Below are 21,663 nucleotides of genomic sequence, written 5' to 3'. Positions count from 1 at the left end.
TCCCCGGGCCCGTTCGCGCTTCGACGCTACCCAGCGAGTTCACAGAAGTGAACAGCAGTCACACGAGTCCCACGAGTCACACCGTTGTGGTTCGGGACGTACCGGACGTACGCTCACCCGTTCGGTCCATATCGGCATGTCGGCGCCTGTACTTCACCCCCTCCGGCCATCTCAGATGCCGGGACGGCTGTGTCATCCATCGGATGCCGCCTCGTACTCTCGACGACATGTCCCGCCGAATGTGTCGCTGACCAGCGCACGTTCGGCATGCCTGCGGGCAGGTTCCGGTCGCCCCGACCAGCACCCCCGCGACGAGCCAGCCGCTCGACACGTGCGCCGACGACGGGCGCCCGCGCGCTGCCGATCTACCAGACGACGTCGTACGTGTTCGACTCCGCGCAGCAGGCCGCCGACCGGTTCGCGCTCAAGGAGCTCGGGCCCATCTACACGCGCATCGGCAACCCGACGACCGAGGTCGTCGAGAACCGCATCGCGAACCTCGAGGGCGGCGTCGGCGCGCTGCTCGTCGCGGCGGGCCAGGCGGCCGAGACGTTCGCGATCCTCAACGTCGCCGAGGCGGGCGACCACGTCGTCGCGAGCCCGTCGCTCTACGGCGGCACGTACAACCTGCTGCACTACACGCTGCCGAAGCTCGGCATCGAGACGACGTTCGTCGACGACCCGCACGACGCCGACGCGTGGCGCGCGGCCGTCCGCCCGAACACCAAGCTGTTCTTCGCGGAGACGATCCCGAACCCGAAGTCCGACGTGCTCGACATCGAGCTCGTCGCGGACGTCGCGCACGCCAGCGAGGTCCCGCTGATCGTCGACAACACCGTGGCGACGCCGTACCTCATCAACCCGCTGCAGTGGGGCGCCGACGTCGTCGTGCACTCCGCGACCAAGTACCTCGGCGGGCACGGCTCCGCGATCGGCGGCGTGATCGTCGACGCGGGCCGCTTCGACTACACCGCCGACCCCGAGAAGTTCCCCGGCTTCAGCAAGCCCGACCCGTCGTACCACGGCCTGGTCATCGGCGAGGCGCTCGGGAAGGACGGCGCGTTCGGCGTCAACCTGTCCTACATCCTCAAGGCCCGCATCCAGCTCCTGCGCGACCTCGGTGCCGCGGTGTCGCCGTTCAACGCCTTCCTCATCGCGCAGGGCGTCGAGACACTGTCGCTGCGGGTCGAGCGGCACGTCGCGAACGCCCAGAGGGTCGCGGAGTGGCTCGAGGCGCGCGAGGACGTCGTGCGCGTGCACTACGCGGGTCTCGAGTCGAGCCCGTGGCACGCCAACCAGCTCAAGTACGCGCCGCGCGGCGCCGGTGCCGTGCTGGCGTTCGAGCTCGCGGGCGGCTCCGAGGCCGGCCAGGCGTTCGTCTCCGCGCTCGAGCTGCACTCGAACGTCGCGAACATCGGTGACGTGCGCTCGCTCGTCATCCACCCGGCGTCGACGACGCACAGCCAGCTCACGCCCGAGGAGCAGGCGAAGTCCGGCGTCACGCCGGGCCTGGTGCGGCTCGCGGTCGGCATCGAGCACGTCGACGACATCCTCGCCGACCTGGACGCCGGCTTCCGGGCCGCCAAGGGCGTCTGACCGCCCCGTGACGCCGTCCCCGCCGCCCGCCGACCGTGGCCCCCGTCCGGGGGACCGCGCCGGCGGCGCCGGGGACGGCGACGCACCCGTCCCCGGCGGCGGCGACGCGCCCGTCCCGCCGCCCGTCCCCCAGCCAGACGAGGTCCCCGTGCCCGAGGAGACGTTCACCGTCGCGCCGTCCCGCACGCGCGCCCGCACGCTCGCGAGCCGCGTCCCGCTGCCCGAGCGACCGCCCGTGCCCGCGTCGGCGGCCTGGCGCGAGGGCGACCCGGTGGGGCGGCGGCGGTTCGCGGACCTCGGACCGTTCGCCCTGGAGTCCGGCGGCCGGCTGCCGGCCGTGCGGCTCGCGTACGAGACGTGGGGCACGCTCAACGAGGACGGCACCAACGCGGTGCTCGTGCTGCACGCGCTCACGGGCGACTCGCACGTGACCGGCGACGCCGGGCCGGGGCACCCGACGCCGGGCTGGTGGCAGTCGATGGTCGGGCCCGGCGCGCCGATCGACACCGACGAGTGGTTCGTCGTCGCGCCCAACGTGCTCGGCGGGTGCCAGGGGTCGACGGGACCCGCGTCGACCGCACCCGACGGGCAGCTGTGGGGCGGGCGGTTCCCGCTGCTCACGGTGCGCGACCAGGTCGCCGCGGAGATCCGGCTCGCGGACCTGCTGGGCATCGACTCGTGGGCGCTGGTCATCGGCGCCTCGATGGGTGGCCTGCGCGTCCTGGAGTGGGCCGTCACCGCCCCGGAGCGCGTGCGCTCGCTCGCCGCGATCGCCACCGCGGCGCAGACGTCGGGCGACCAGATCGCCGGGTTCCACACCCAGCTCGCCGCCATCCGTGCCGACCCGAACTACCGCGACGGCGACTACTACGACGCGCCCGACGGGCACGGCCCGCACGTCGGCCTCGGCATCGCCCGCCAGATCGCGCACCAGACGTACCGCAGCGCGTTCGAGCTCGACGAGCGCTTCGGACGCATCCCCCAGGGCGCCGAGGACCCGCTCGAGGGCGGCCGGTTCGCGGTGCAGTCCTACCTCGACCACCACGGCGACAAGCTCGTGCGCAGGTTCGACGCGAACAGCTACGTCGTCCTCACGCGCACGATGATCACGCACGACCTCGGCCGGGACCGCGGCGGCGTCGCGGCGGCGCTCGCGCAGGTCACGGCCCGTGCGCTCGTGGTGGCCGTCGACTCCGACCGGCTCTTCCCGCCCGCGCAGTCCGAGCGGGTCGCGGCGGGCATCCCCGGCGCCGGCCCGGTCGCGACGATCCACTCCGACTACGGGCACGACGGGTTCCTCATCGAGGAGGACCAGGTGGGGCGTGTCGTCGCGCAGTTCCTGGCCGACGAGGTCCGCGCGCGCTGACTCGGGCACGATGGGCGGATGGCCCACACCGACCTCGCCACCGCGTCCGCCGCCCTGCACGCCCAGTGGGACCGGCTGCGCTCCTGGGTCGGGGAGGTCCTCGACGACGACGTCGTGGACGCCCCGTCCGTGCTCGACGGCTGGTCCGTCGCGGAGCTCGTCGCGCACCTCGGCCGGGCGATGGACGCGCTCGCCGCCTGCACACCCCTGCCCGACGGGACGGTGCCGTTCACGCTCGGCGAGTACGTCGGCACCTACGTCGCGCGCTCGCAGGACATCTCCGACACGACGCGTGACCTGGCCCGCCAGATCGCGCCCGACCCGCTGCGCGCCGTCGACGCGATGGCCGCCGCCGCGTTCGCGAACCTCGACGCGCTCGGGCCGCGGGACCGGGTCGTGCAGGCCCGGCGCGGCCCGGTGCTGCTCTCGACCATGACGGTGTCGCGCGTGCTCGAGCTCGTCGTGCACGCCGACGACCTGGCGCGCTCGGTGCGCCGCGTCCGTGGCGCGGGCCCCGGCCGCGACCCGGTGGACCCCGGCGCGCTGGACCTCGTCGCGGGCGAGCTGCTCGCGATCGTCGTCGCACGCGGCGGCTGGAGCGTCGACGTCGCCGACCCGCGCCGGTGGGTCCGGCTCGCGGCGGGGCGCACGCCCTACGACGTCGACGAGCTCGCGCTCGCGCTGCGGCCCGAGCACACGTCGGAGGCCGTGCCCGACCTCGGGCGGATGCTGCCGCTGCTCTGACACGCCTCGCGCGGCAGCCCCCCGGCCTGCGACCTGGGCGTACGGTGGCCCGGTGATCGCCGCCTCCGTGAGCCGCTTCGCCCCCGACGACCCGCTGGACGGCCTGGAGGTCGGCGAGCGACCGGCCCCCGAGGCACGCGACGGCTGGAGCGTCGTCGCCGTGCGCGCCGCCGCCCTCAACCACCACGACCTGTGGTCCCTGCGCGGCGTCGGGCTGCGCGCCGAGCAGCTCCCGATGATCCTCGGGACCGACGCCGCCGGGGTGACCGCGGACGGCCGCGAGGTCGTCGTGCACGGCGTCGTCGGCGGCCCGCACGGGCGCGGCGTGCCCGCGGACGAGCCCCGCAGCCTGCTGTCCGAGCGGTACCCCGGCACGCTCGCCGAGCAGGTCGCGGTGCCCACGTGGAACCTCGTCGACAAGCCCGCGGAGCTCTCGTTCGTCGAGGCCGCGTGCCTGCCGACCGCGTGGCTCACGGCCTACCGGATGCTGTTCACGACGGGCCGCGCCCAGCCCGGCCAGCGCGTGCTCGTGCAGGGTGCCGGCGGCGGGCTCGCGACCGCGGCCGTCGTGCTCGGCGCCGCCGCGGGCCTCGAGGTCGTCGTCACGTCGCGCGACGCCGCGAAGCGGGAGCGCGCGCTCGGGCTCGGCGCCGCCGCCGCGGTCGAGACCGGCGCGCGCGTGCCGCGCGTCGACCTCGTGCTGGAGAGCGTCGGACGGGCGACGTGGTCGCACTCGGTCCGGTCCGTGCGCCCCGGCGGGACGATCGTCGTCGCGGGCGCGACCAGCGGCGACGCGCAGGCCGCCGAGCTGCAGCGGATCTTCTTCCAGGAGATCGCCGTGCTCGGGACGACCATGGGCACGCGCGACGACCTGGAGCACCTGCTCGCGTTCCTCGCCCGCACGGGTGTGCGCCCCCTCGTCGACTCCGTGCACCCGCTGGCCGACGCGCGGACCGCGCTCGCGCGCCTTGCGGGCGGGGAGCAGTTCGGCAAGATCGTCCTCGAGGTCTGAGACGGCCGGCGGCCGCGGGGCCGCACGGCGACGGGAGGCGCGCGTGGGCGGGTGGTCGCCGGACGTGCTCGGCGACCCCTTCCAGGTGCGCACGCTCGAGCTGCGTCCCGACGACGAGGGCGACGTCGTCGCGAGCCTCGTGCGGTACGCGCCCCCGACCGACGAGCCCGTGCGGCCCGTGCGGGCGGTGCTGTACGTGCACGGGTGGTCCGACTACTTCTTCCAGACCGAGCTCGCGGCGCACTGGCACGCGCGCGGCGCCGCCTTCTACGCCCTCGACCTGCGCAAGTACGGTCGCAGCCTGCGCCCGTGGCAGACGCCCGGCTACGTCGACGACCTGACCACCTACGACGAGGATCTCGAGGCCGCGCTCGGCGTCGTCCGCGCCGACCTGGGCGTGCACGGCCGGATCATGGTCATGGGCCACTCCACCGGCGGGCTCGTCGCCGCCCTCTGGGCCGACCGGCACCCCGGCGAGCTGCACGGGCTCGTCCTCAACAGCCCGTGGCTCGAGCTGCAGGGGTCGTCCGTCCTGCGGCACGTGTCCGGGCCTGCCATCGCGCAGCTCGCGCGCTTCCAGCCGAAGGCGCCGCTGCCCAACATCGACCCCGGGTACTACGCCCGCACCCTGAGCGCCCAGAGCGGCGGCGAGTGGACGTACGACCTCACGTGGCGGCCCGTGCCCTCGTTCCCCGTGCGCGCCGGCTGGCTGCGCGCCGTCATGGCCGGGCACGCGACCGTCGCCCGGGGGGTGCACGTCGCCGCGCCGGTCCTCATGCTCGCGTCCGCGCGCACCGTCATCAGCCCCCGCTGGACCGACGACATGCGCGCCGCGGACGTCGTGCTCGACGTCGAGCTCCTCGCCCGCCGCGCCGTGCAGCTCGGGCCGCTGGTCACCGTCGTCCGCATCGACGGCGGCCTGCACGACCTCACGCTGTCCCCGCCGCCCGTGCGGGCGCGGTTCTACGCCGAGCTCGACCGCTGGACGGCCGCGTACGGCTGGGGCTGACACGAGGTCGGCGGACCGGGTCCGACGCACCTCGACCGGCGTCAGGCGCGGTCGACGCCCGTCGCCTCCGCGAGCGTCGGGCCGCCGTCACCCAGCCGCCACGCCCGCCAGCCGTCCACGCTGCTCTCCGCACCGATGACGGCCGCCGCGGCGACGTCCGGGTCGGCGTGCACCGAGCCGTCCTCCAGCTCGACGTACCCGTCGGGGCGCAGCATCGCCTCGAACCGCTGGCCCCGGCGCTCCCGCACCCAGACGAGCGTCGTCACGGCGCGGCGGCGCTTCGCGAGCGTCGCGAGCTCCGGGTGCGGCGCGTCGAGGAAGGTCGGCGCATCCTGCGGCTCGTCGTCGTCGAGCGGCAGGAACACGGCGGTCGGGGCCGTGACCGCGTCCTTCTCGCGGGCGACGTCGATCCGGTACGCCGGGAGCTCCGCCGACGTGGACGGCTCCGACGCGGCCGACGTGGGCGTCGCGGCCGGCGCGACCGGCTCCACGTCCGTCGGCTCGGCCACGCGGTCCACCGGCGGTTCGGCCGCGGCCGTCGGGGCGGTCGGCGCGGGGCGACGGCCGTGCACGTCGGTGTCCGACGGCAGCGGCGCCTCCGACGCCGGCACGAACGGCCGCGGACCGGCGACCTCGGGCGGCTCCGCGGCGGTCCGCGGGCGCAGCTGCTGCTCCGCGGCCGTGCGCAGCCCGTAGATCGGGGTCAGCGTCATCGGGGCGGGCGCGGTCGTCGTCGTCGCGGGGGTCGCACGCGTCGGCGGGTTGGTCAGGTTGGCGGGCGTCGGCCCCGTGCGGGCGAGCGACGACGGGCGGCCGTCCTTCGTGACGTCCTTCGGCTCGCGCGCCGGCCCGAACGGCAGCGGCGTCGGCTCGGTCACCGTGGTGCGCCGGGCGATCGGCGTCGGCGCGGGCGGGTTCGGGCGCGGCGGCGGCGTCACCGACCGCAGCTCACCCGTCATCGGGCGCCGCCCCGTCGTCCCGCGCTCCGGCTCGTAGGCCATCGCGGTCGCGAACGCCTCGCTGGACCGCACGAGCCGCAGCGCCGTGGGCTCGACCGGACGGCGCGCGCCCTCGTGCGTCGCGAGCGGGGACACGTCGAGCAGCCGGCTGTCGTCGACGCCGCGCACGACGCCGACCTGCAGCACGTCGACGTGCCGGCCCGGGCCGCGCAGGAAGCCGAGCGTGTCGGACGCCTCGGCCGCGACCTCCGAGCAGAGCACCACGAGCCGTACGCCCTCGCGGCGGCTGCTCGTCGTCCCGGACGCGACCTGCTCACGGAACGCCGCGAAGTCGATCCCGAACCGGCTCGGGTCCGCGTGGTAGGCGCGGGCCAGGTCCGTCGTCGTCATCCGGCCCGCCGCACCCGCGTGGCGCAGGGCCGCGACCACGGCGTCGTCGTCCACGACCTGCACGACCTCGACCACCACCGGGCGGCCCGTGGCGTCGAGCGCGAGGAGCTCCGGGAGGTCGGCGTGGTCCGGGGCGCTCGCGCGCCAGCGGACCGCGAACAGCGGCTCACCGGCGACCGCGCTCAGGTGGTGGGTGAGGACCGCGGCGCACTCCTGCGCGAACGAGCCCGCCAAGGGCTGCATCGGCTGGACGAGGCGCGGCCGCCCCTCGTCGAGCTCGAAGATGGGCATCGCGGTCCCCGGCCTTCCTGGGCAGGCGACGGCCGATCGCCAACCCCGTAGTCGCTCGCGGCATCCCCGACCGGATGCGCGTGCGACCACACTGTCCCACAGCGTGCTGGGCTCGTCAGCCCGTCGAACGGGTGGTGCGGCATGATTCCGCCGCACCCGCCCGGTTTCACCGGGTGCGTTCTTGGTCACCCGTCCGAGTGCTGGGCACCCGTCCCGGTTCGTCCCCCGCCCCGGCGGCGGTCCCGGACCGCCGGGTCAGCCGTCCGCCAGCGCCGCCTCGACCCGCTCGACCTTGCCCGTGAGCTCGCCCGAGCGGCCCGGCCGGATGTCGGCCTTCAGGACGAGGCTGACGCGGTGACCGTGCCGGCCGACCGCCGCGGTCGCGCGCTTGACGACGTCCATCACCTCGTCCCACTCCCCCTCGATCGTGGTGAACATGGCGTCGGTGCGGTTGGGCAGCCCGGACTCGCGCACGACGCGCACGGCGTCCGCGACGGCCTCGGTGACGGACTCACCCGCACCGAGCGGGGCGACGGAGAAGGCGACGAGCATGCGGCCACCCTGACCCGTCGTCGCCCGGGTGTCCAGCCGTGGCCGGCGGGTCAGAGGTGGGACGCCAGGAGCTCGGCGAGGTGCAGGCCCTGGACGCCCGCGAGCTGGTCGGCCTGGGTGCGGCACGAGTAGCCGTCGGCGAGGTACACGTCGCCCGGGGCGGCGTCGCGCAGCGCGGGCAGCAGGCTGTTCTCGGCGACCGCGACCGACACGTCGTAGTGGCCCTTCTCCATGCCGAAGTTGCCGGCCAGGCCGCAGCAGCCCGCGAGCGCCGAGAACTGCGCGCCCGCCTCGGTGAGCAGGCGGCGGTCCGGGGTCCACGTCATGACGGAGTGGTGGTGGCAGTGCGGCTGCACCACGGCGGTCACGTCGGACAGGTCGGGGAGCTGCCAGCGGTCGCCGGGGCCGATCGGCGTCGGGGCCGTGAGCAGCTCGGCGAGGGTGCGCGTCTCGCGCGCGACCGCGACCGCGCGCGGGTCGTCGGGGAGCAGGTCGCGCAGGTCGCTGCGCAGGACCGCGGTGCACGACGGCTCGAGGCCGACGATCGGGACCCCGTTGACGGCGAACGGGCCGAGGACCTCGAGCAGGTGCGTGAGCTGCTTGCGCGCGCCGTCGAGCTGGCCGGTGCTGATCCAGGTGAGGCCGCAGCACGCGTCGTGGTCGGGCACGAGCACCTCGTAGCCGGCCGCCCGCAGCACCTTCACCGCGGCGTGCGCGACGGACGGCGCGAGCGTGTCGCTGAACGAGTCGACCCACAGCAGGACGGGCGGGCGGCCGGACGACGAGGTGTCCGCCGCCGTGCCCGACGCGACGGTCACCGCGCCGTCCGCGCCGTGCCGCGCCCACGCCCGGAACGGGGTCCGGGCGAACGTGACCATCTTCCGGCGCGTGTCCATGCCACCCGCAGCGAGCACGAGCTTGGCGACCGGCCGGATCCCGAGGACCGCGTTGACCAGCGACGACACCCCGGGGACGGCGGTGATGAGCCGGGCCCAGCGGGGCAGCCAGCCGAGCGCGTAGTGGTTCACGGGGCGCAGCCGCCCGCGGTAGGTCCGGTGCAGCACCTCCGCCTTGTACTGCGCCATGTCGACGCCCGCGGGGCAGTCCGACGAGCACGCCTTGCACGACAGGCACAGGTCGAGGACGTCGTGCACCTCGGGCGACGACCAGCCCCGCGAGACGAGCGAGCCGTTCGCCATGTCCTGCAGCACGCGTGCGCGGCCGCGGGTCGAGTCCTTCTCGTCCTTCGTCGCGAGGTACGACGGGCACATGAACGCACCCGTCTCACGGCCGTCGGCCCGGCACTTGCCGACGCCGACGCAGCGGTGCACGGCCGTCGTGAAGTCGCCCGCGTCGTGCGCGAACGCGAAGCCTGTCGTCGCGGGCAGGGGCTTCGCAGCCGGGCGGCGCAGGTCGGCGTCGAGGGGGCGCGGCCGGACCAGCACGCCGGGGTTGAGCAGGTCGCGCGGGTCGAGCAGGTCCTTGAACGCGCCGAACACCTCGATGGCGCGCTGGGAGTACATGACGGGAAGCAGCTCCGAGCGCGCGCGCCCGTCGCCGTGCTCGCCGGACAGCGAGCCGCCGTGCGACGCCACCAGGCGCGCGGCGTCGGTCATGAACGCGCGCATGGGGTCGCCCGAGCGCTCGAGCGGCACGTCGATCCGCAGGTGCACGCAGCCGTCGCCGAAGTGCCCGTAGGCGAGCCCGTCGACGCCGTGCGACGCCATGAGCGCCTCGAGCTCGCGCAGGTACGCACCCAACCGCTCGGGCGGGACGGCGGAGTCCTCGAAGCCCGGCCACGCCTGCTCGCCCGACGGCGTGCGTCCGCCGAGGCCCGCGCCGTCCTCGCGGATGCGCCACATCGCGGTCGCCTCCGGCCCGGGCGGGAACAGCCCGACGGCCGTCGTGCCCGCGTCGGCCGCGAGCGCGCGCGCCCGGTCCAGCGCCTCGTCGAGCGTGTCGCCGCCGACCTCGACCATGAGCCAGCCGGCCCCCGGCGGGAGGTCCGGGACGGCAGCCGCGCCGCGCACGCGCCGCACGACGTCGACGAGCCGTGAGTCCATGCCCTCGATCGCGAGCGGGCCGTGCGCCAGCAGCGCCGGGACCGCGTCGGCCGCCGCGGGCATGTCGGGGTAGCCGAGCACGACGAGGACGGGGGCCGCGGCGACCGGGACCAGGCGCAGCGTGGCGCCGAGCAGCGTCGTCACGGTGCCCTCGGTGCCGACGAGCGCCTTCGCGAGGTCCGTGCCCCGCTCGGGCAGCAGGTGCTCGAGCGAGTACCCCGACACCTGGCGGCCGAACCGTCCGAGCTCGGTGCGCAGCAGCTCGAGGTTGCCGCGGACGAGCGCGTCGAGGCCCGGCACCGCGTCGAGCGCGCCCGCACCGGAGCGGGCCTCGAACCGGCGACCCGTGCCGTCGAGCACGTCGAGCGCGAGCACGTTGTCGGCCGTCCGGCCGTAGGCGACGGCGCGCGGGCCGCACGCGTTGTTGCCGATCATCCCGCCGAGGGTCGCGCGGGTCCACGTCGACGGGTCGGGGCCGAAGCGCAGGCCGTGCGGGGCCGCGGCCTTCTGCAGGGCCGCCATGACCGTGCCCGGCTCGACGCGTGCCGTGCGGGCCTCCGGGTCGACCTCGAGCACGCGGTTCACGTGGCGGGAGAAGTCGAGCACGATCCCCGGGCCGACCGCGTTGCCCGCGACCGACGTGCCCCCGCCGCGGGACGTCAGCGGGACGCCGAGGTCGCGCGAGACCTCGGTCGCCGCGAGGACGTCGTCGACGTCGCGCGGGAACGCGACGACCTGCGGCACGACGCGGTAGTTGGACGCGTCGGAGGAGTACTCGGCGCGGCGGCGGGACGAGTCGTCGACGACGCCGCGCAGCGCGGACCGCAGGGCGTGCACGACGTCGTCGGTACGCACGGCGGTGTCGGTCGGGGCAGCCACGGGGTGCAGTCTGGCACCGCCCACCCAGGACCCCGCCCACCACCCCGCAGGCTGGACACCCCGCATCCCCCGCCGCCGAGCGCGACGCGTCCCGGCGAGACCGCGACGTGCATGCGCCGGTCTCGAGGGGACGTGCCGGTCGGGGCGGGGCGCGGAGCGGGACGCGCCGGCGGGGTCAGTCGAGGGCGGCGTCCAGGGTGATGTCCGTGCCCGTCAGGGCCTTGCTCACCGGGCACGTCGCCTTGGCCTGCTCGGCGGCGCGGACGAACCCGTCGGCGTCGAGGTTCTCGACCTCGCCGCGGACCGTGAGCGTGATGCCCGAGATGCGGAAGCCGCCCGCGGGGTCGGGGCGCAGCGTCACGTCGGCGGACACGTGCAGCGCGACCGGCGTGCCGCCGGCCTCCGCGATGACCGCGGACAGCTGCATCGCGAAGCACGACGAGTGCGCGGCGGCGACCAGCTCCTCCGGGCTCGTCGTGCCGCCGGCCTCCTCCGCGGCGCGCTTCGGCCACGAGACGTCGAACGTGCCGGCCCCGGAGCTCGTGAGCTCGACCTGTCCACCGCCCTCGTTCAGGGTGCCGTTCCAGGCGGTGCGTGCGGTGCGCGTGGGCATGCGGGTCTCCTCGGTCGTCGGCGGCCCGCCCCTGCGACGGGCCGCGACCCACGCTAGGAGCCGGTGCGCGTCAGCGCGCGCGCTCCAGGTGCTGCGACACGATCTGCGTCGGCGCACCTGCCTCGCGCAGCGCCCACGCCGCCCGCGCGTGCATCGCCCGCCTCCGACGCTCCTCCAGACCCGCGTACAGCGCGCCCCGCACGATGTCGTGCCGGAACACGAGCCGGTCCGCCCGCGCGTGCACCAGGCCGGCCGCGAGCGCCGTCCGCAGCGTCCGCCAGCAGTCCGGCAGCGGGCAGCCGACGAGCGCCGCGAGGTCGGTGACGACGAACGACGTGCCGAGCACCGACGCGTGCGCGAGCAGGTCGACCACGTCGTCGTCCAGGTACTCGAGCCGGCCCCGCACGACCGTGTCGAGCGCCGGCAGCCACGCGGACCCCTGCACGTCCACGACGCCGTCGCGCGTCTCCAGCGCGCCCGCCGACCGGGCGGTCCGCACGACGTCGGTGACGAAGCGCGGGTTGCCCCCGGTCGTCGCGAGCGTGCCGCGCAGCGCGGGACCGACCGAGCCGCCGACGAGCCGCTGCGCGAGCTCCACGGTCGCGACCGGCCCGAGCGGCCGCAGCTCGACGTACCGGGCCCCGGCCCGCACCCACGCGTCGACGACGCCGGACAGCTCGGGGCTCGACGGCAGGGGGCGCATCGTCAGCACGACGAGCGCGCCGGGCAGGTGCCCCTCGTGCGCGAGGTCGAGCAGCACCCCCAGCGACTCCGCGTCGGCGTGGTGCACGTCCTCCAGCACGAGCACCCACGGCCCGCTGTCGCCGCGCCGCCGCAGGAGCGCCGCGAACAGCTCGGTCGCGCGCGCGGTGCGCTGCGCGGCGAGCGGCGCCCGCTCCCGGCCGGCGTCGGTGCGCTGCGCGTCGAGCAGGTCGGCGAGCTCGGCCTCCACGGGACCACGGGCCCCGACGCCCGGCGGGTGCGTGAGGACGGCGTCGGCGAGCAGCGTGAACGGCGCGCGCCGCTGCGTCGTGGCGCGGGCGGCCCGCAGCTCCAGGCTCAGCAGGCGCGCGCTCGACGCCAGCGCCTCGACGAGTCCCGTGCGCCCGATGCCCGCCTCGCCCTCGACGAGGACCGTGCCCCCGTCACCGCCCGCGGTCGTGGCGAGCAGGTCGTCGAGGTCGTCGAGCTCCGCGGCCCGCCCCACCAGCGGCCACGTCCGGCCGGGCTCGGCCGAGGTGCTCATGCGCCCGATCGTAGGACGCGACCCCCTGCCGCGTCCGGACGACCTGCGGTACGGCCGCGGGACGACGACGGCCCGGTCGCGCAGGGAGCGACCGGGCCGTCGGGCCGGTGGTGGGGGGACGCCACCGGCGGGGGGGAAGGGCTGTCAGCCCACGTACTCCCAGTGCCACGCCTCGGGCTTGCTGCCCGTGCGCGCGGCCCACGTCGGGTGGGTCCAGGAGAACGACGGGGCGTGGGACTGCATCCAGGCGAACTGCTTGGTCCCGAACGTCTCGATGCCGCCGCCGAAGTCGACCGCCACACCGGTGCCGTGGTTCGACGTGCCGGGCGCGGCGCACAGCCAGCCCTTGGTACGGCGGCACGCGACCTGCCCCGCGTACGAGCGGTAGGAGTCGGAGATCGTGAGGTTGGCACCGAACGCGGCGACGTACTCGGCGTTGAGCTGCTCGAGCGCCTCGGCGGCGTCGCAGCGCAGCTGCACGGACGAGTCCCACGAGACGCCGCACAGCGCCTCGCCGGGGATCCGGCCGTTGGCGTAGCCGAGCAGGGACCGCTTCCAGGCCTCCCGCTGGGCGGCCTGCTCGGCGGCGACGCGGGCCGCCTCCGCCGCGGCGGCGGCCTCGGCCTCGGCCTGCGCCTGCGCGGCGGCGGCCGCGGCGCGGTTCGCCTCGGCCATGCCGCGCACCTCCTGCGCGAGCGCGGAGACCTCGGCGGCCGCGGTCCGGACGGCGTCCGTGGTGGCGGACTGCGGGTCGACCACGGCGGCTGCCGCACCGTCCGTGGCCGGAGCGACGGGAGCGACGGCCTCGGGGGCGGCCGGGGCGGGAGTGACGTCGCTGCCCGCGGCCGAGGAGCCGGAGGTGGTGTCGACGCTCGACGGGTCGACCTCCTCCTCGACCGGCGCACGCTCGTCGCTGCGCGACGCGGAGTCGCGCGTGCGCGCCTCGAGCGGGTCGTCGATGGCCTCGACCAGCGCCTCGAGGTGGGCGGCTGCCTGGTCGAGCTCGGCCAGACGGGCCGCGTCAACGGCGGCCTGCTGGGCCTCCGTGCGCACGACCGTGCTGTCGGCGAGCACGTCGTCGGCGATGTCGACGGCGTCCGCGACGTCCGCGCGCTGCGCCGCGGCGGCGTTCTCGGCAGCCTGCTCGGCGGCCTCCGTGGCGGCCTGCGTGGCCTCGGCGCGCGAGGAGACCGTCGCGGTGAGGCCGCCGCCGAGCCCGACGGCGAGCGCCGCCACGACGCCGACCTGGGCGAGCCGGGTGTGCGGCCGGCCGCCGCGCGGCAGGACGTGCACGCGCGGCTGCTGGGCGCGGCGTCGGGCGACGCGTGTCGCAGCCGTGTCGGTGGTCGGCTGGTCGGCGGTCGGCTGGTCGGCGGTCCGCTGGTCCGTGGTCCGCGGGTCCCCGGTCGGCACGTCGGCGCGGCGGACCGCGGACGAGGACGACGGGTCCGACGACGACGCGGGCGACGAGGCGACGGACCACGAGGCCGTGGGCCACGAGGCGACGGACGTCGAGGTGGCGGACGACGCGGCAGCCGACGACGCGGCGGTCGATGCCGTGACGACGGGCACGGCCCCCGTGCGCAGGGCCCGGCGCGTGGGACCGGTCGTCGTGGGTACGGCGGGCGCGGCGGGCGCGGCAGGCGCGGCAGGCACGGCGGTGCGCGCCGCGGTCGCCCACGCCGGCGTGCGGCCTGCGGCGGGGGCGGTGCGCGGGACGTCGGCGGCCGCCGCGGGCGCGACGGAGGACGCCTCGGGGACGGCGGGACCGGCCGGGTGCGTGGCCGAGGGGACGACGGGTACGGCGGCGGTGCGCGGCGCGACGTGCTTGCCGCCCCGCGACCGACGCGCCGGGATCGGCAATCTGTCACTCACGCGTTTCACGTTAAGTGCGTCGGTCGCCCGGTCCGACCACTTGAGGCGCAGATCATGTGCGGATCCCGTCACACTCGCGTCACAGAATTCACAGGCGCCCGGATGGCAAGCGCGTTCCTGCAGGTCAGAGGCTTGTGTTTTGCGCATTTCGGACATATGTGGTGCCGCGCGGCGGGCGATCTCGGTCGGTGTGGCATTCGTCACGCAAGCGCGACAGAGAGGGCCCTTGCGCGCCCGCTAGGCTTCCGCCGTGCCCGCCGACCGCCCCACGCCGCCCGCCCCGCGCGGCCTCGACGACCTCTACGACATCGGCCGCCTGGCCGCGCGTCTGGGCGTCGAGCACTCGACCATCCGGGTGTGGCTGTCCCGCAAGGTGCCGTGGCTCCCGCAGCCCGACGGCCGCCTCAACGGCGGCGCCGTGTGGCGCGCCAGCACGCTCGAGGGCATCGAGGAGCGGCGCACGCCCGGACGCCCGGGTCGCAAGCGCGCCTTCGCCCCTGCGACGGCGTCGGCCGACATCGCGCGCACCGGGCCGCTGCCGGTGGTCGACGTCGCCACCGGCAGCATCCCCGTCGTCGCGACCGTCACCGGCTCCCTCCCCGCCGTCGCCGCCGTCACCGGCTCCCTCCCCGCCGTCGCCGCCGTCACCGGCTCCGTCCCCGCGGTCGCCACCGTCACCGGCTCCCTCCCCGCGGTCGCGGCCGTCGCCGCGGTCACCGGCTCCGTCGCGGCCGTCACCGGCTCCGTCCCCGCGGTCGCCACCGTCGCGCACGGGTACCCCACCGTCTGACCGCCCGAGCGGCCCGCCCGCCGCGGCCGCCGTACGCTCGCACGGTGGGTGCCGCACCGGACCCCGGACGCGCGGACGACGTCGCCGACGCGATGCGCGCGCTCGCGCGCGAGCACTTCCTGCCCCCCGACCAGCGCGGCCGCGCGGCCGAGGACCACCCGCTCCCGCTGTGGCACGGCCAGACCAGCTCGCAGCCGAGCACCGTCGCCGCGATGCTGCGGCTCCTCCAGGTGCCCGTGGGTGCCCGTGTCCTCGACGTCGGCAGCGGCTCGGGGTGGACCACGGCGCTGCTCGGCCGGCTCGTGGGCCCGACCGGCCGCGTCCTGGGGCTCGAGCTCGACCCGCAGCTCGCGGCCTGGGGTGCGGGCAACGTCGCCGCGTGGGACATGCCGTGGGCGCGCGTCGAGCAGGCCGAGCCCGGCGTGCTCGGGCGGGCCGTCCCCGGCGGCTGGGACCGCGTGCTGGTCTCGGCGGCGCCGCGCGAGCTGCCGCCCGCGCTGGTCGAGCAGGTCGCCGAGGGCGGGCGCATGGTCATCCCGGTGCGCTCGACGATGCTCCTCGTGGAGCGCGAGGGCGGGCACGTGCGGGTCAGCACGCACGGGTCGTACACGTTCGTGCCGCTGCGCTGAGCGGGACGGCCCCGCCCCGGGGAAGACCGGCGTAAGAGACATCCCTGCACAGGGGTGACGAATCTCGTGACTGGTCAGTAACGTGCACGAGGCACCCGGTGGTCCTCGGCGCAGGAGGCGCGACGCGGACGGGTGCCTCGGTCCCATCGAAGCCAGGGATGTGTCCATGTCACGTCGTCCGTTGCTAGCCGCGATCACCGCCTTGTCCGTCACCCTCGGCACCGCCGTCCTCGGCGCGCAGGCCGCGGTGGCGGCCCCGCCGCCGGACACGCCCGCGGCGGGCGACCCGGCCCTGATCGACCCGCGCGCCGCGGCGCGCGTCAGCCGTGACCTGCAGTCCGCCACCGGGCGGGTCACCGCGTTCGTCCAGCTCGACGCCAAGTCCGCCGCCGATGTCGTCGCGGACGGCGGCTCCCCGGCCGCGGTGCGCGCGCAGGCCGCGCAGACCGAGGAGATCGCCGAGGAGGTCGTCCCGCAGGAGCAGACGGCCCGCGCCGCGAAGAGCGCCGAGCCGCAGCGCATCGCGACCCTGACGAACCTCGTCGCCGGCACGCTCGTCACGGGCGACGCCGCGGAGGTGCGCGAGCTCGCCGAGAGCCCCGACGTCGTCGCGATCTACCGGGTCGCGCGCAAGACGGCCGACAACGCCAACCAGGTCGCGTTCACCCGGGCGCTCGAGACGTGGCAGGACACCGGCGAGACCGGTGAGGGCGTGCGCATCGGCGTCATCGACACGGGCCTCGACTACACGCACGCCGACTTCGGCGGCCCGGGCACGGTCGAGGCGTACGAGGCGGCCTACGGCGAGGACGGCTCCCAGCCCGTCCCCGCGGGCCTGTTCGACCCCGCGAAGTACCTCGGCGGCTACGACTTCGCCGGACCGCTGTACGACCCCAGCACCGACCCGCTGCCGGGCTCGACGCCCGTGCCCGCGCCGGACGAGAACCCGATCGACTCGCTCTACCTGTCCGACAACTCCGGGCACGGCACGCACGTCGCCGGCACCGCCGCCGGCTACGGCGTCACGCCCGACGGCACGACGTTCGAGGGCGACTACAGCGAGCTGACCGACGTCTCCGACTGGATGGTCGGGCCGGGCACCGCACCGGGCGCCGGGCTCTACGCGTTCAAGGTCTTCGGCGACATCGGCGGCTCGACGGAGCTGACGTCGCTCGCGCTCGACCGCGCGGCCGACCCGAACGGGGACGGCGACCTGGGCGACCGGCTCGACATCGTCAACCTGTCGCTCGGCTCCGACGGCGCCCCCGCCGACGACCCCGACACGCTCATCGTCGACGCGCTCGTCGCGCTCGGCACCGTCGTGGTCAACTCCGCGGGCAACGCGGGCGACCTCACCGACATCGGCGGCTCCCCCGGCAACGCCGCGGGTGCACTGACCGTCGCGAACTCCGTCGGCGCCCCGCAGACGTACGACGGCATCGAGGTCACGGCCGCGGCGAACCCGGCCCTGATCGGCATCCACCCCGGGCAGAACTCCGTCGCCTACGGCGGCCCGGACGTCACGGCCCCCGTCGGCTTCGTCGGCGCCACGTTCGACGGCTGCACGGCGTTCACGCCCGCGCAGGCCGCGGCCGTCGCCGGAAAGATCGCCTACCTGTGGTGGGACGACGACGACGCGACCCGACGCTGCGGCTCCGCCGCCCGGTTCAACAACGCGCAGGCGGCCGGTGCCGTCGGCGTGCTGCTCCCGACCGAGGAGACGGTGTTCCCCGCCGGCATCGCCGGCAACGCGAACATCCCGGGCGCGCAGCTCACGGCGACCGCGACCGACCTGCTGATGCCGGAGATCACCGCCGGCACGCTCACGGTGCACATCGGCCCGTCGCTCGCGGGCGCGGTCGTCACGGACATCGCGGGCGACGCGCTCAACCCGGGCTCGTCGCGCGGTGAGCACGGCTCGCTCGGGCACGCCAAGCCCGACGTCGCGGCGCCCGGCACGCTGATCTTCTCGGCGGCGTCCGGCACCGGCAACGAGCCGCACTCGCTGTCCGGCACGTCGATGGCCTCGCCGCACGTGGCGGGCATCGCGGCGCTGGTCCGTGGCGCGCACCCGAGCTGGGACGCGACGCAGGTCAAGGCGGCCGTGGTGAACACGGCGACGCACGACGTCTACACCGGCCCGCAGCAGACGGGCGAGGTCTACGGGCCGCGGCGCGTCGGCTCCGGCCGGGTCGACGCGGTGCAGGCCGTCGGCACGAACGTCGTCGCCTACAACACGCAGGACCCCAAGCAGACGTCGGTCGCGTTCGGCGTGGTCGAGGTCGGTGCGGAGACGGTCGTGCAGAAGAAGACCGTCACCGTGAAGAACCTCGGGTCCGCGAGCGCGCGGTACACGACGTCCGTCACCACGGCGACCACCACGGGCGGGGCCACGATCACGGCCTCCCCCGCGTCGTTCACGCTGCCGGCAGGCGGTTCCGCGATCGTCACCCTGACGCTCACGGCGGACCCGTCGACCCTGTCGCGCGACCTCGACCCGACGTCGTCGGCGACGACCGCGGGCGTGCCGCGCGAGTACGTGTCCGAGGTGGCGGGCCGCCTGGTCCTCACCTCGGGCAGCCAGGAGCTGCGGGTCCCGGTGCAGGCCGCACCGCGTCTCGTCTCCGACCTCACCGCCACGCCGGTCGCGTTCGCGGACGCGGCGGCCGACACGGCGGCGCTCGAGCTCGACGGCCGCGGGGTCGCCGAGGGCGGCTGGTACTCGCTGACCACGCCGCTCGTCCTGGGCGCGACCGACGCGCGGCGTGACGCCACGCCGACCGGGGTCGTCACGTCCGAGTCCACCGTCGCGGCCGGTGACATCCGGTACGTCGGGTGGGCGTCCACGGCTCCCGAGGTCGCGGCAGCAGGCGGCGACCCCGCCGCGGAGGGCGTCCTGGGCCTCGGCCTGGCGACCGACGCGGAGTGGGCGGACCTCGGGCTGAACTGGCTGCCGGTCTTCGACATCGACCTCGACGCCGACGGCACCCCCGAGTTCCAGACGGTCGTCGAGAAGCTGCCGGACACGGACATCACGCTGTCCAACACGTACGACTTCGCGTCGGGCGACGTGGTCAGCCAGTGGCCGGTCAACGGCTTCTTCGGCGACGTCGAGGCGGGCGTGTTCGACAACAACGTCCTCGTGGCGCCGGTGGACCTGGCGGGCATCGGCGTGACCCCGGGCACGACGCCGGAGATCACCGCCTGGACGTACTCGCCCGACTACGCGGTGACGCCGCCGTCGATCGACTCGGCGGAGCCGTTCACGATCGACCCGTTCGCACCGCCGTTCTGGTTCGAGAACGACATCGCGGGCGCGTTCTCCTCGCTCGGCACGGACGCCACGGCGATCCCCGTGCACCGGTCCTCCGGTGCGATGTCCGGGCAGCTGCTCGTCCTGCACCACCTGAACGCGGACGCCGCGTCCCGCGCGCAGGTCGTCGACGTCACCGTCCCCGAGCCGACCGCGACCACCACGACCCTCACGGCGAGCGGTGCGTCGCAGGCCGGCCAGGAGATCACGCTCACCGCCACGGTCGCCCCGGCGGCCGCGACGGGCACCGTGGCGTTCCTCGACGGTGACAAGGAGGTCGCGTCCGCACCGGTCGCGTCCGGCAAGGCGACCGCGAAGGTCCGGCTCGGCGCCGGCTCGCACGCGCTCACGGCGGTGTTCACGCCGGACAGCGCGCTGTACGCGGGCTCCACGTCGGCCGTCGTCACGGTGAACCTGAAGAAGTCGGGTTCGTCGACCGCGCTCACCCTGTCCCGCAACTCGGGGCCGTTCGGCGCAGCCGTCACCGCGACGGTCACCGTCACGGGCGCGACCGCCGCCCCGTCGGGCACGGTCGAGATCCGCGAGGGCTCGAAGGTGCTCGGCACCGGCGAGCTCACGGTGCAGGGCAACGTCGGCACGGCCACCGTGGCCCTGCCGCGGGACCTGACCGTCGGGAGCCACCAGCTCACGGCCGTCTACCCGGGCAGCGCCGACGTCGCTCCGTCGAAGTCCCAGCGCTCGTACCGGGTGACGCCGGCCACGGCGAAGGCGACGCTGTCCGCCGAGTCGTGGACGGTCGTGCGGGGCTCGAAGCCCGTCGTCACGGTCACCGTGAGCGGTGCGGCCGGTGCCCCGGTCCCCACGGGCAAGGTCACCGTGCTGCACAACCTGACGACCGTCGCCACGGTCACCCTCAAGGACGGCACCGCGACCGTCACCCTTCCGGCCGTCAAGGTCGGGGGTTACGTCACCGCGCTGTACAGCGGCGACAAGGGCTACCTGCCCACCGCGACCGCGCAGGCGATCACCGTCACACGGTCCTGACGGTCGGGGCCGAGGGGCCCTGACCTGCGGTTCCACGCCCGGGGGCGCGCTCCCGACCGGCACGGCTCACGTCGTCCGGTCGGGGGACGCGCCCCCGTCGCGTGTCAAGTCCTGTGCACGACGCGTCGATGCCTGACGTATGCCGATGTTCCGACGCAGTCCCCGGCCCACGGACGGGTCCGTGGTGCCCTCGCCGCACGGTCCTGCGGGCGCCGAGCGCGTGGACACCGCGCCCGGTGTCGTCGAGCCGCTGAACGCCGCCGAGCTCGTGTGGACCGCCCAGCAGCGGGGCCTCGTCGAGGAGCTGTGCGACGGTGCCGTCGAGCCGCGCACCGTGGGTGACCTCTTCGACCGTGTGCACGCCACGTGGCTCGCGACGCAGGACCGGCCCGACCCCGAGCCGCTCATCAACGCGTTCGGCGTCGCCCTCGGCGACCTGCTCACGCACCGCGTCCCCGGGCTCGCCTGGGCGTCGTTCCGCGACGCGGACGGCTCGGAGCTCGTCGTGTCCCACCCGACGAACGACCTCGTGCTGTTCCCCCTGGCCGCGGTCCGTCGGGAGTGGGGCACGGCGCCCGAGGGCTGGCTCGTGTCGTCCGTGCACCGGTCCGCCGGTGCCGCGCTCGCCGTGCTCGCGGGCGGTCAGCCCGAGGCCTGAGCCCCCGGCGGAGCGCGCGGCGCAGCGCCCGGAGCCGTCAGAACAGCGTCTCGACGACCGCGTCCGGCACGGGCTGCCGGGTGACGGCGACGGGCGCGAGCGCGAGTTCGACCTCGTGCGCGGGTGCCGTCGCAGCCCGGCGCACGTCGGACCGGTGCTCACCCCGGCCGTCGCGCGCCTCGCGCGCCGCGATGCCGGCCAGCTCGTCGGCGCGCTCGTTGAACCGGTCGCCGCGGTGCCCGCGCACCCACGCGAACGCGACCGGCCCCGGGCGCTCCGCGATGGCGCGGTCGATCGCCTGGACGAGGGCGAGGTTCTGCACGGGACCGCCGCTCGCGGTGCGCCACCCCTTGCGCTTCCAGCCGTGCACCCACTCCGACGAGCACTTGATCGCGTACTGCGAGTCGGCCTCGATCCGCAGGGGCTCGTCGCCGGGGTGCGCGAGGATCGCCTCGAGCACCGCCGTGAGCTCCGCGACCTGGTTGGTGCCTGACGGCCCGCCGCCGCTCGCGCACGTCCCGTCGTGGTTCGCCCACGCCCAGCCGATCGCCCCGCCGGGGTTGCGCAGGCACGAGCCGTCGGTGCTGACCGTGATCACGAGGGTCGATTCTGCCGTGCCGGACGACCTGGTCCGCGCAGGGGCTCAACCGTGGCGTGGTGCGCGCCGATGCAG

16 protein-coding genes are annotated in these 21,663 nt (G+C 75.8%); 9 read left to right on the top strand and 7 right to left on the bottom strand.

Translation table 11 applies throughout. From position 1 onward, the window contains the following. Window positions 1-267 precede the first annotated feature (267 nt). The 5 genes from CELF_RS02750 (at window position 268) to CELF_RS02730 (ending at window position 5,727) form a co-directional block, all read left to right on the top strand. Window positions 268-1,596, top strand: a complete 1,329-nt coding sequence (locus CELF_RS02750) for a bifunctional o-acetylhomoserine/o-acetylserine sulfhydrylase (protein WP_013769721.1) — start codon at window positions 268-270, stop codon at window positions 1,594-1,596. 148 nt (window positions 1,597-1,744) lie between these two features. Next, complete coding sequence (gene metX, locus CELF_RS02745) at window positions 1,745-2,962, top strand: homoserine O-acetyltransferase MetX (protein WP_085953202.1); 1,218 nt, start codon at window positions 1,745-1,747, stop codon at window positions 2,960-2,962. A gap of 18 nt (window positions 2,963-2,980) precedes the next feature. Further along, window positions 2,981-3,706, top strand: coding sequence for a maleylpyruvate isomerase N-terminal domain-containing protein (locus CELF_RS02740; RefSeq protein ID WP_013769719.1), 726 nt, complete (start codon window positions 2,981-2,983; stop codon window positions 3,704-3,706). Window positions 3,707-3,758: 52 nt separating this feature from the next. After that, window positions 3,759-4,718 (top strand): zinc-binding dehydrogenase, encoded by a 960-nt coding sequence (locus tag CELF_RS02735; RefSeq protein WP_013769718.1) that lies wholly within the window; start codon window positions 3,759-3,761, stop codon window positions 4,716-4,718. Between the two features lie 43 nt (window positions 4,719-4,761). Then, a complete protein-coding gene (locus CELF_RS02730) occupies window positions 4,762-5,727 on the top strand; it encodes an alpha/beta hydrolase (protein WP_013769717.1) in 966 nt (321 codons plus the stop codon). A 41-nt stretch (window positions 5,728-5,768) separates the two neighbouring features. Here the strand turns inward: CELF_RS02730 and CELF_RS20715 are convergent, their stop codons facing one another. The 6 genes from CELF_RS20715 to CELF_RS19355 form a co-directional block, all read right to left on the bottom strand. Then, a complete protein-coding gene (locus tag CELF_RS20715) occupies window positions 5,769-7,367 on the bottom strand; it encodes a restriction system modified-DNA reader domain-containing protein (RefSeq protein ID WP_013769716.1) in 1,599 nt (532 codons plus the stop codon). Between the two features lie 255 nt (window positions 7,368-7,622). Beyond that, window positions 7,623-7,919: an MTH1187 family thiamine-binding protein gene (locus CELF_RS02720; RefSeq protein WP_013769715.1), complete on the bottom strand. Its 297-nt coding sequence runs from the start codon at window positions 7,917-7,919 to the stop codon at window positions 7,623-7,625. A gap of 50 nt (window positions 7,920-7,969) precedes the next feature. Beyond that, a complete protein-coding gene (locus tag CELF_RS02715) occupies window positions 7,970-10,861 on the bottom strand; it encodes an FAD-binding and (Fe-S)-binding domain-containing protein (RefSeq protein ID WP_041553318.1) in 2,892 nt (963 codons plus the stop codon). A 175-nt stretch (window positions 10,862-11,036) separates the two neighbouring features. Then, window positions 11,037-11,474: an OsmC family peroxiredoxin gene (locus CELF_RS02710; protein ID WP_013769713.1), complete on the bottom strand. Its 438-nt coding sequence runs from the start codon at window positions 11,472-11,474 to the stop codon at window positions 11,037-11,039. 70 nt (window positions 11,475-11,544) lie between these two features. Beyond that, window positions 11,545-12,720, bottom strand: coding sequence for an AAA family ATPase (locus CELF_RS02705; RefSeq protein WP_013769712.1), 1,176 nt, complete (start codon window positions 12,718-12,720; stop codon window positions 11,545-11,547). A 144-nt stretch (window positions 12,721-12,864) separates the two neighbouring features. Then, complete coding sequence (locus tag CELF_RS19355; protein WP_126297655.1) at window positions 12,865-14,595, bottom strand: M15 family metallopeptidase; 1,731 nt, start codon at window positions 14,593-14,595, stop codon at window positions 12,865-12,867. Between the two features lie 250 nt (window positions 14,596-14,845). Here CELF_RS19355 and CELF_RS21095 point away from each other — a divergent pair, with 250 nt between their 5' ends. From CELF_RS21095 to CELF_RS02680, 4 genes are all read left to right on the top strand, one after another. Then, a complete protein-coding gene (locus CELF_RS21095; protein WP_013769710.1) occupies window positions 14,846-15,385 on the top strand; it encodes a hypothetical protein in 540 nt (179 codons plus the stop codon). Between the two features lie 44 nt (window positions 15,386-15,429). After that, window positions 15,430-16,014 (top strand): protein-L-isoaspartate O-methyltransferase family protein, encoded by a 585-nt coding sequence (locus tag CELF_RS21090; protein ID WP_013769709.1) that lies wholly within the window; start codon window positions 15,430-15,432, stop codon window positions 16,012-16,014. Between the two features lie 202 nt (window positions 16,015-16,216). After that, window positions 16,217-20,332 (top strand): S8 family serine peptidase, encoded by a 4,116-nt coding sequence (locus CELF_RS02685; protein ID WP_232014295.1) that lies wholly within the window; start codon window positions 16,217-16,219, stop codon window positions 20,330-20,332. A 181-nt stretch (window positions 20,333-20,513) separates the two neighbouring features. Continuing rightward, window positions 20,514-20,990: a DUF3806 domain-containing protein gene (locus CELF_RS02680; RefSeq protein ID WP_013769707.1), complete on the top strand. Its 477-nt coding sequence runs from the start codon at window positions 20,514-20,516 to the stop codon at window positions 20,988-20,990. A 37-nt stretch (window positions 20,991-21,027) separates the two neighbouring features. Here the strand turns inward: CELF_RS02680 and CELF_RS02675 are convergent, their stop codons facing one another. Next, window positions 21,028-21,588 carry a ribonuclease H family protein gene (locus tag CELF_RS02675; protein ID WP_013769706.1) on the bottom strand — a complete coding sequence of 187 codons (561 nt, stop codon included), beginning with the start codon at window positions 21,586-21,588 and terminating at the stop codon, window positions 21,028-21,030. Window positions 21,589-21,663: the final 75 nt, after the last annotated feature.

The sequence above is a fragment of the Cellulomonas fimi ATCC 484 genome, from assembly GCF_000212695.1.
In the GTDB taxonomy this organism is placed as follows: Bacteria; Actinomycetota; Actinomycetes; order Actinomycetales; family Cellulomonadaceae; genus Cellulomonas; species Cellulomonas fimi.
This window is presented reverse-complemented; position numbering and strand designations above follow the sequence as displayed.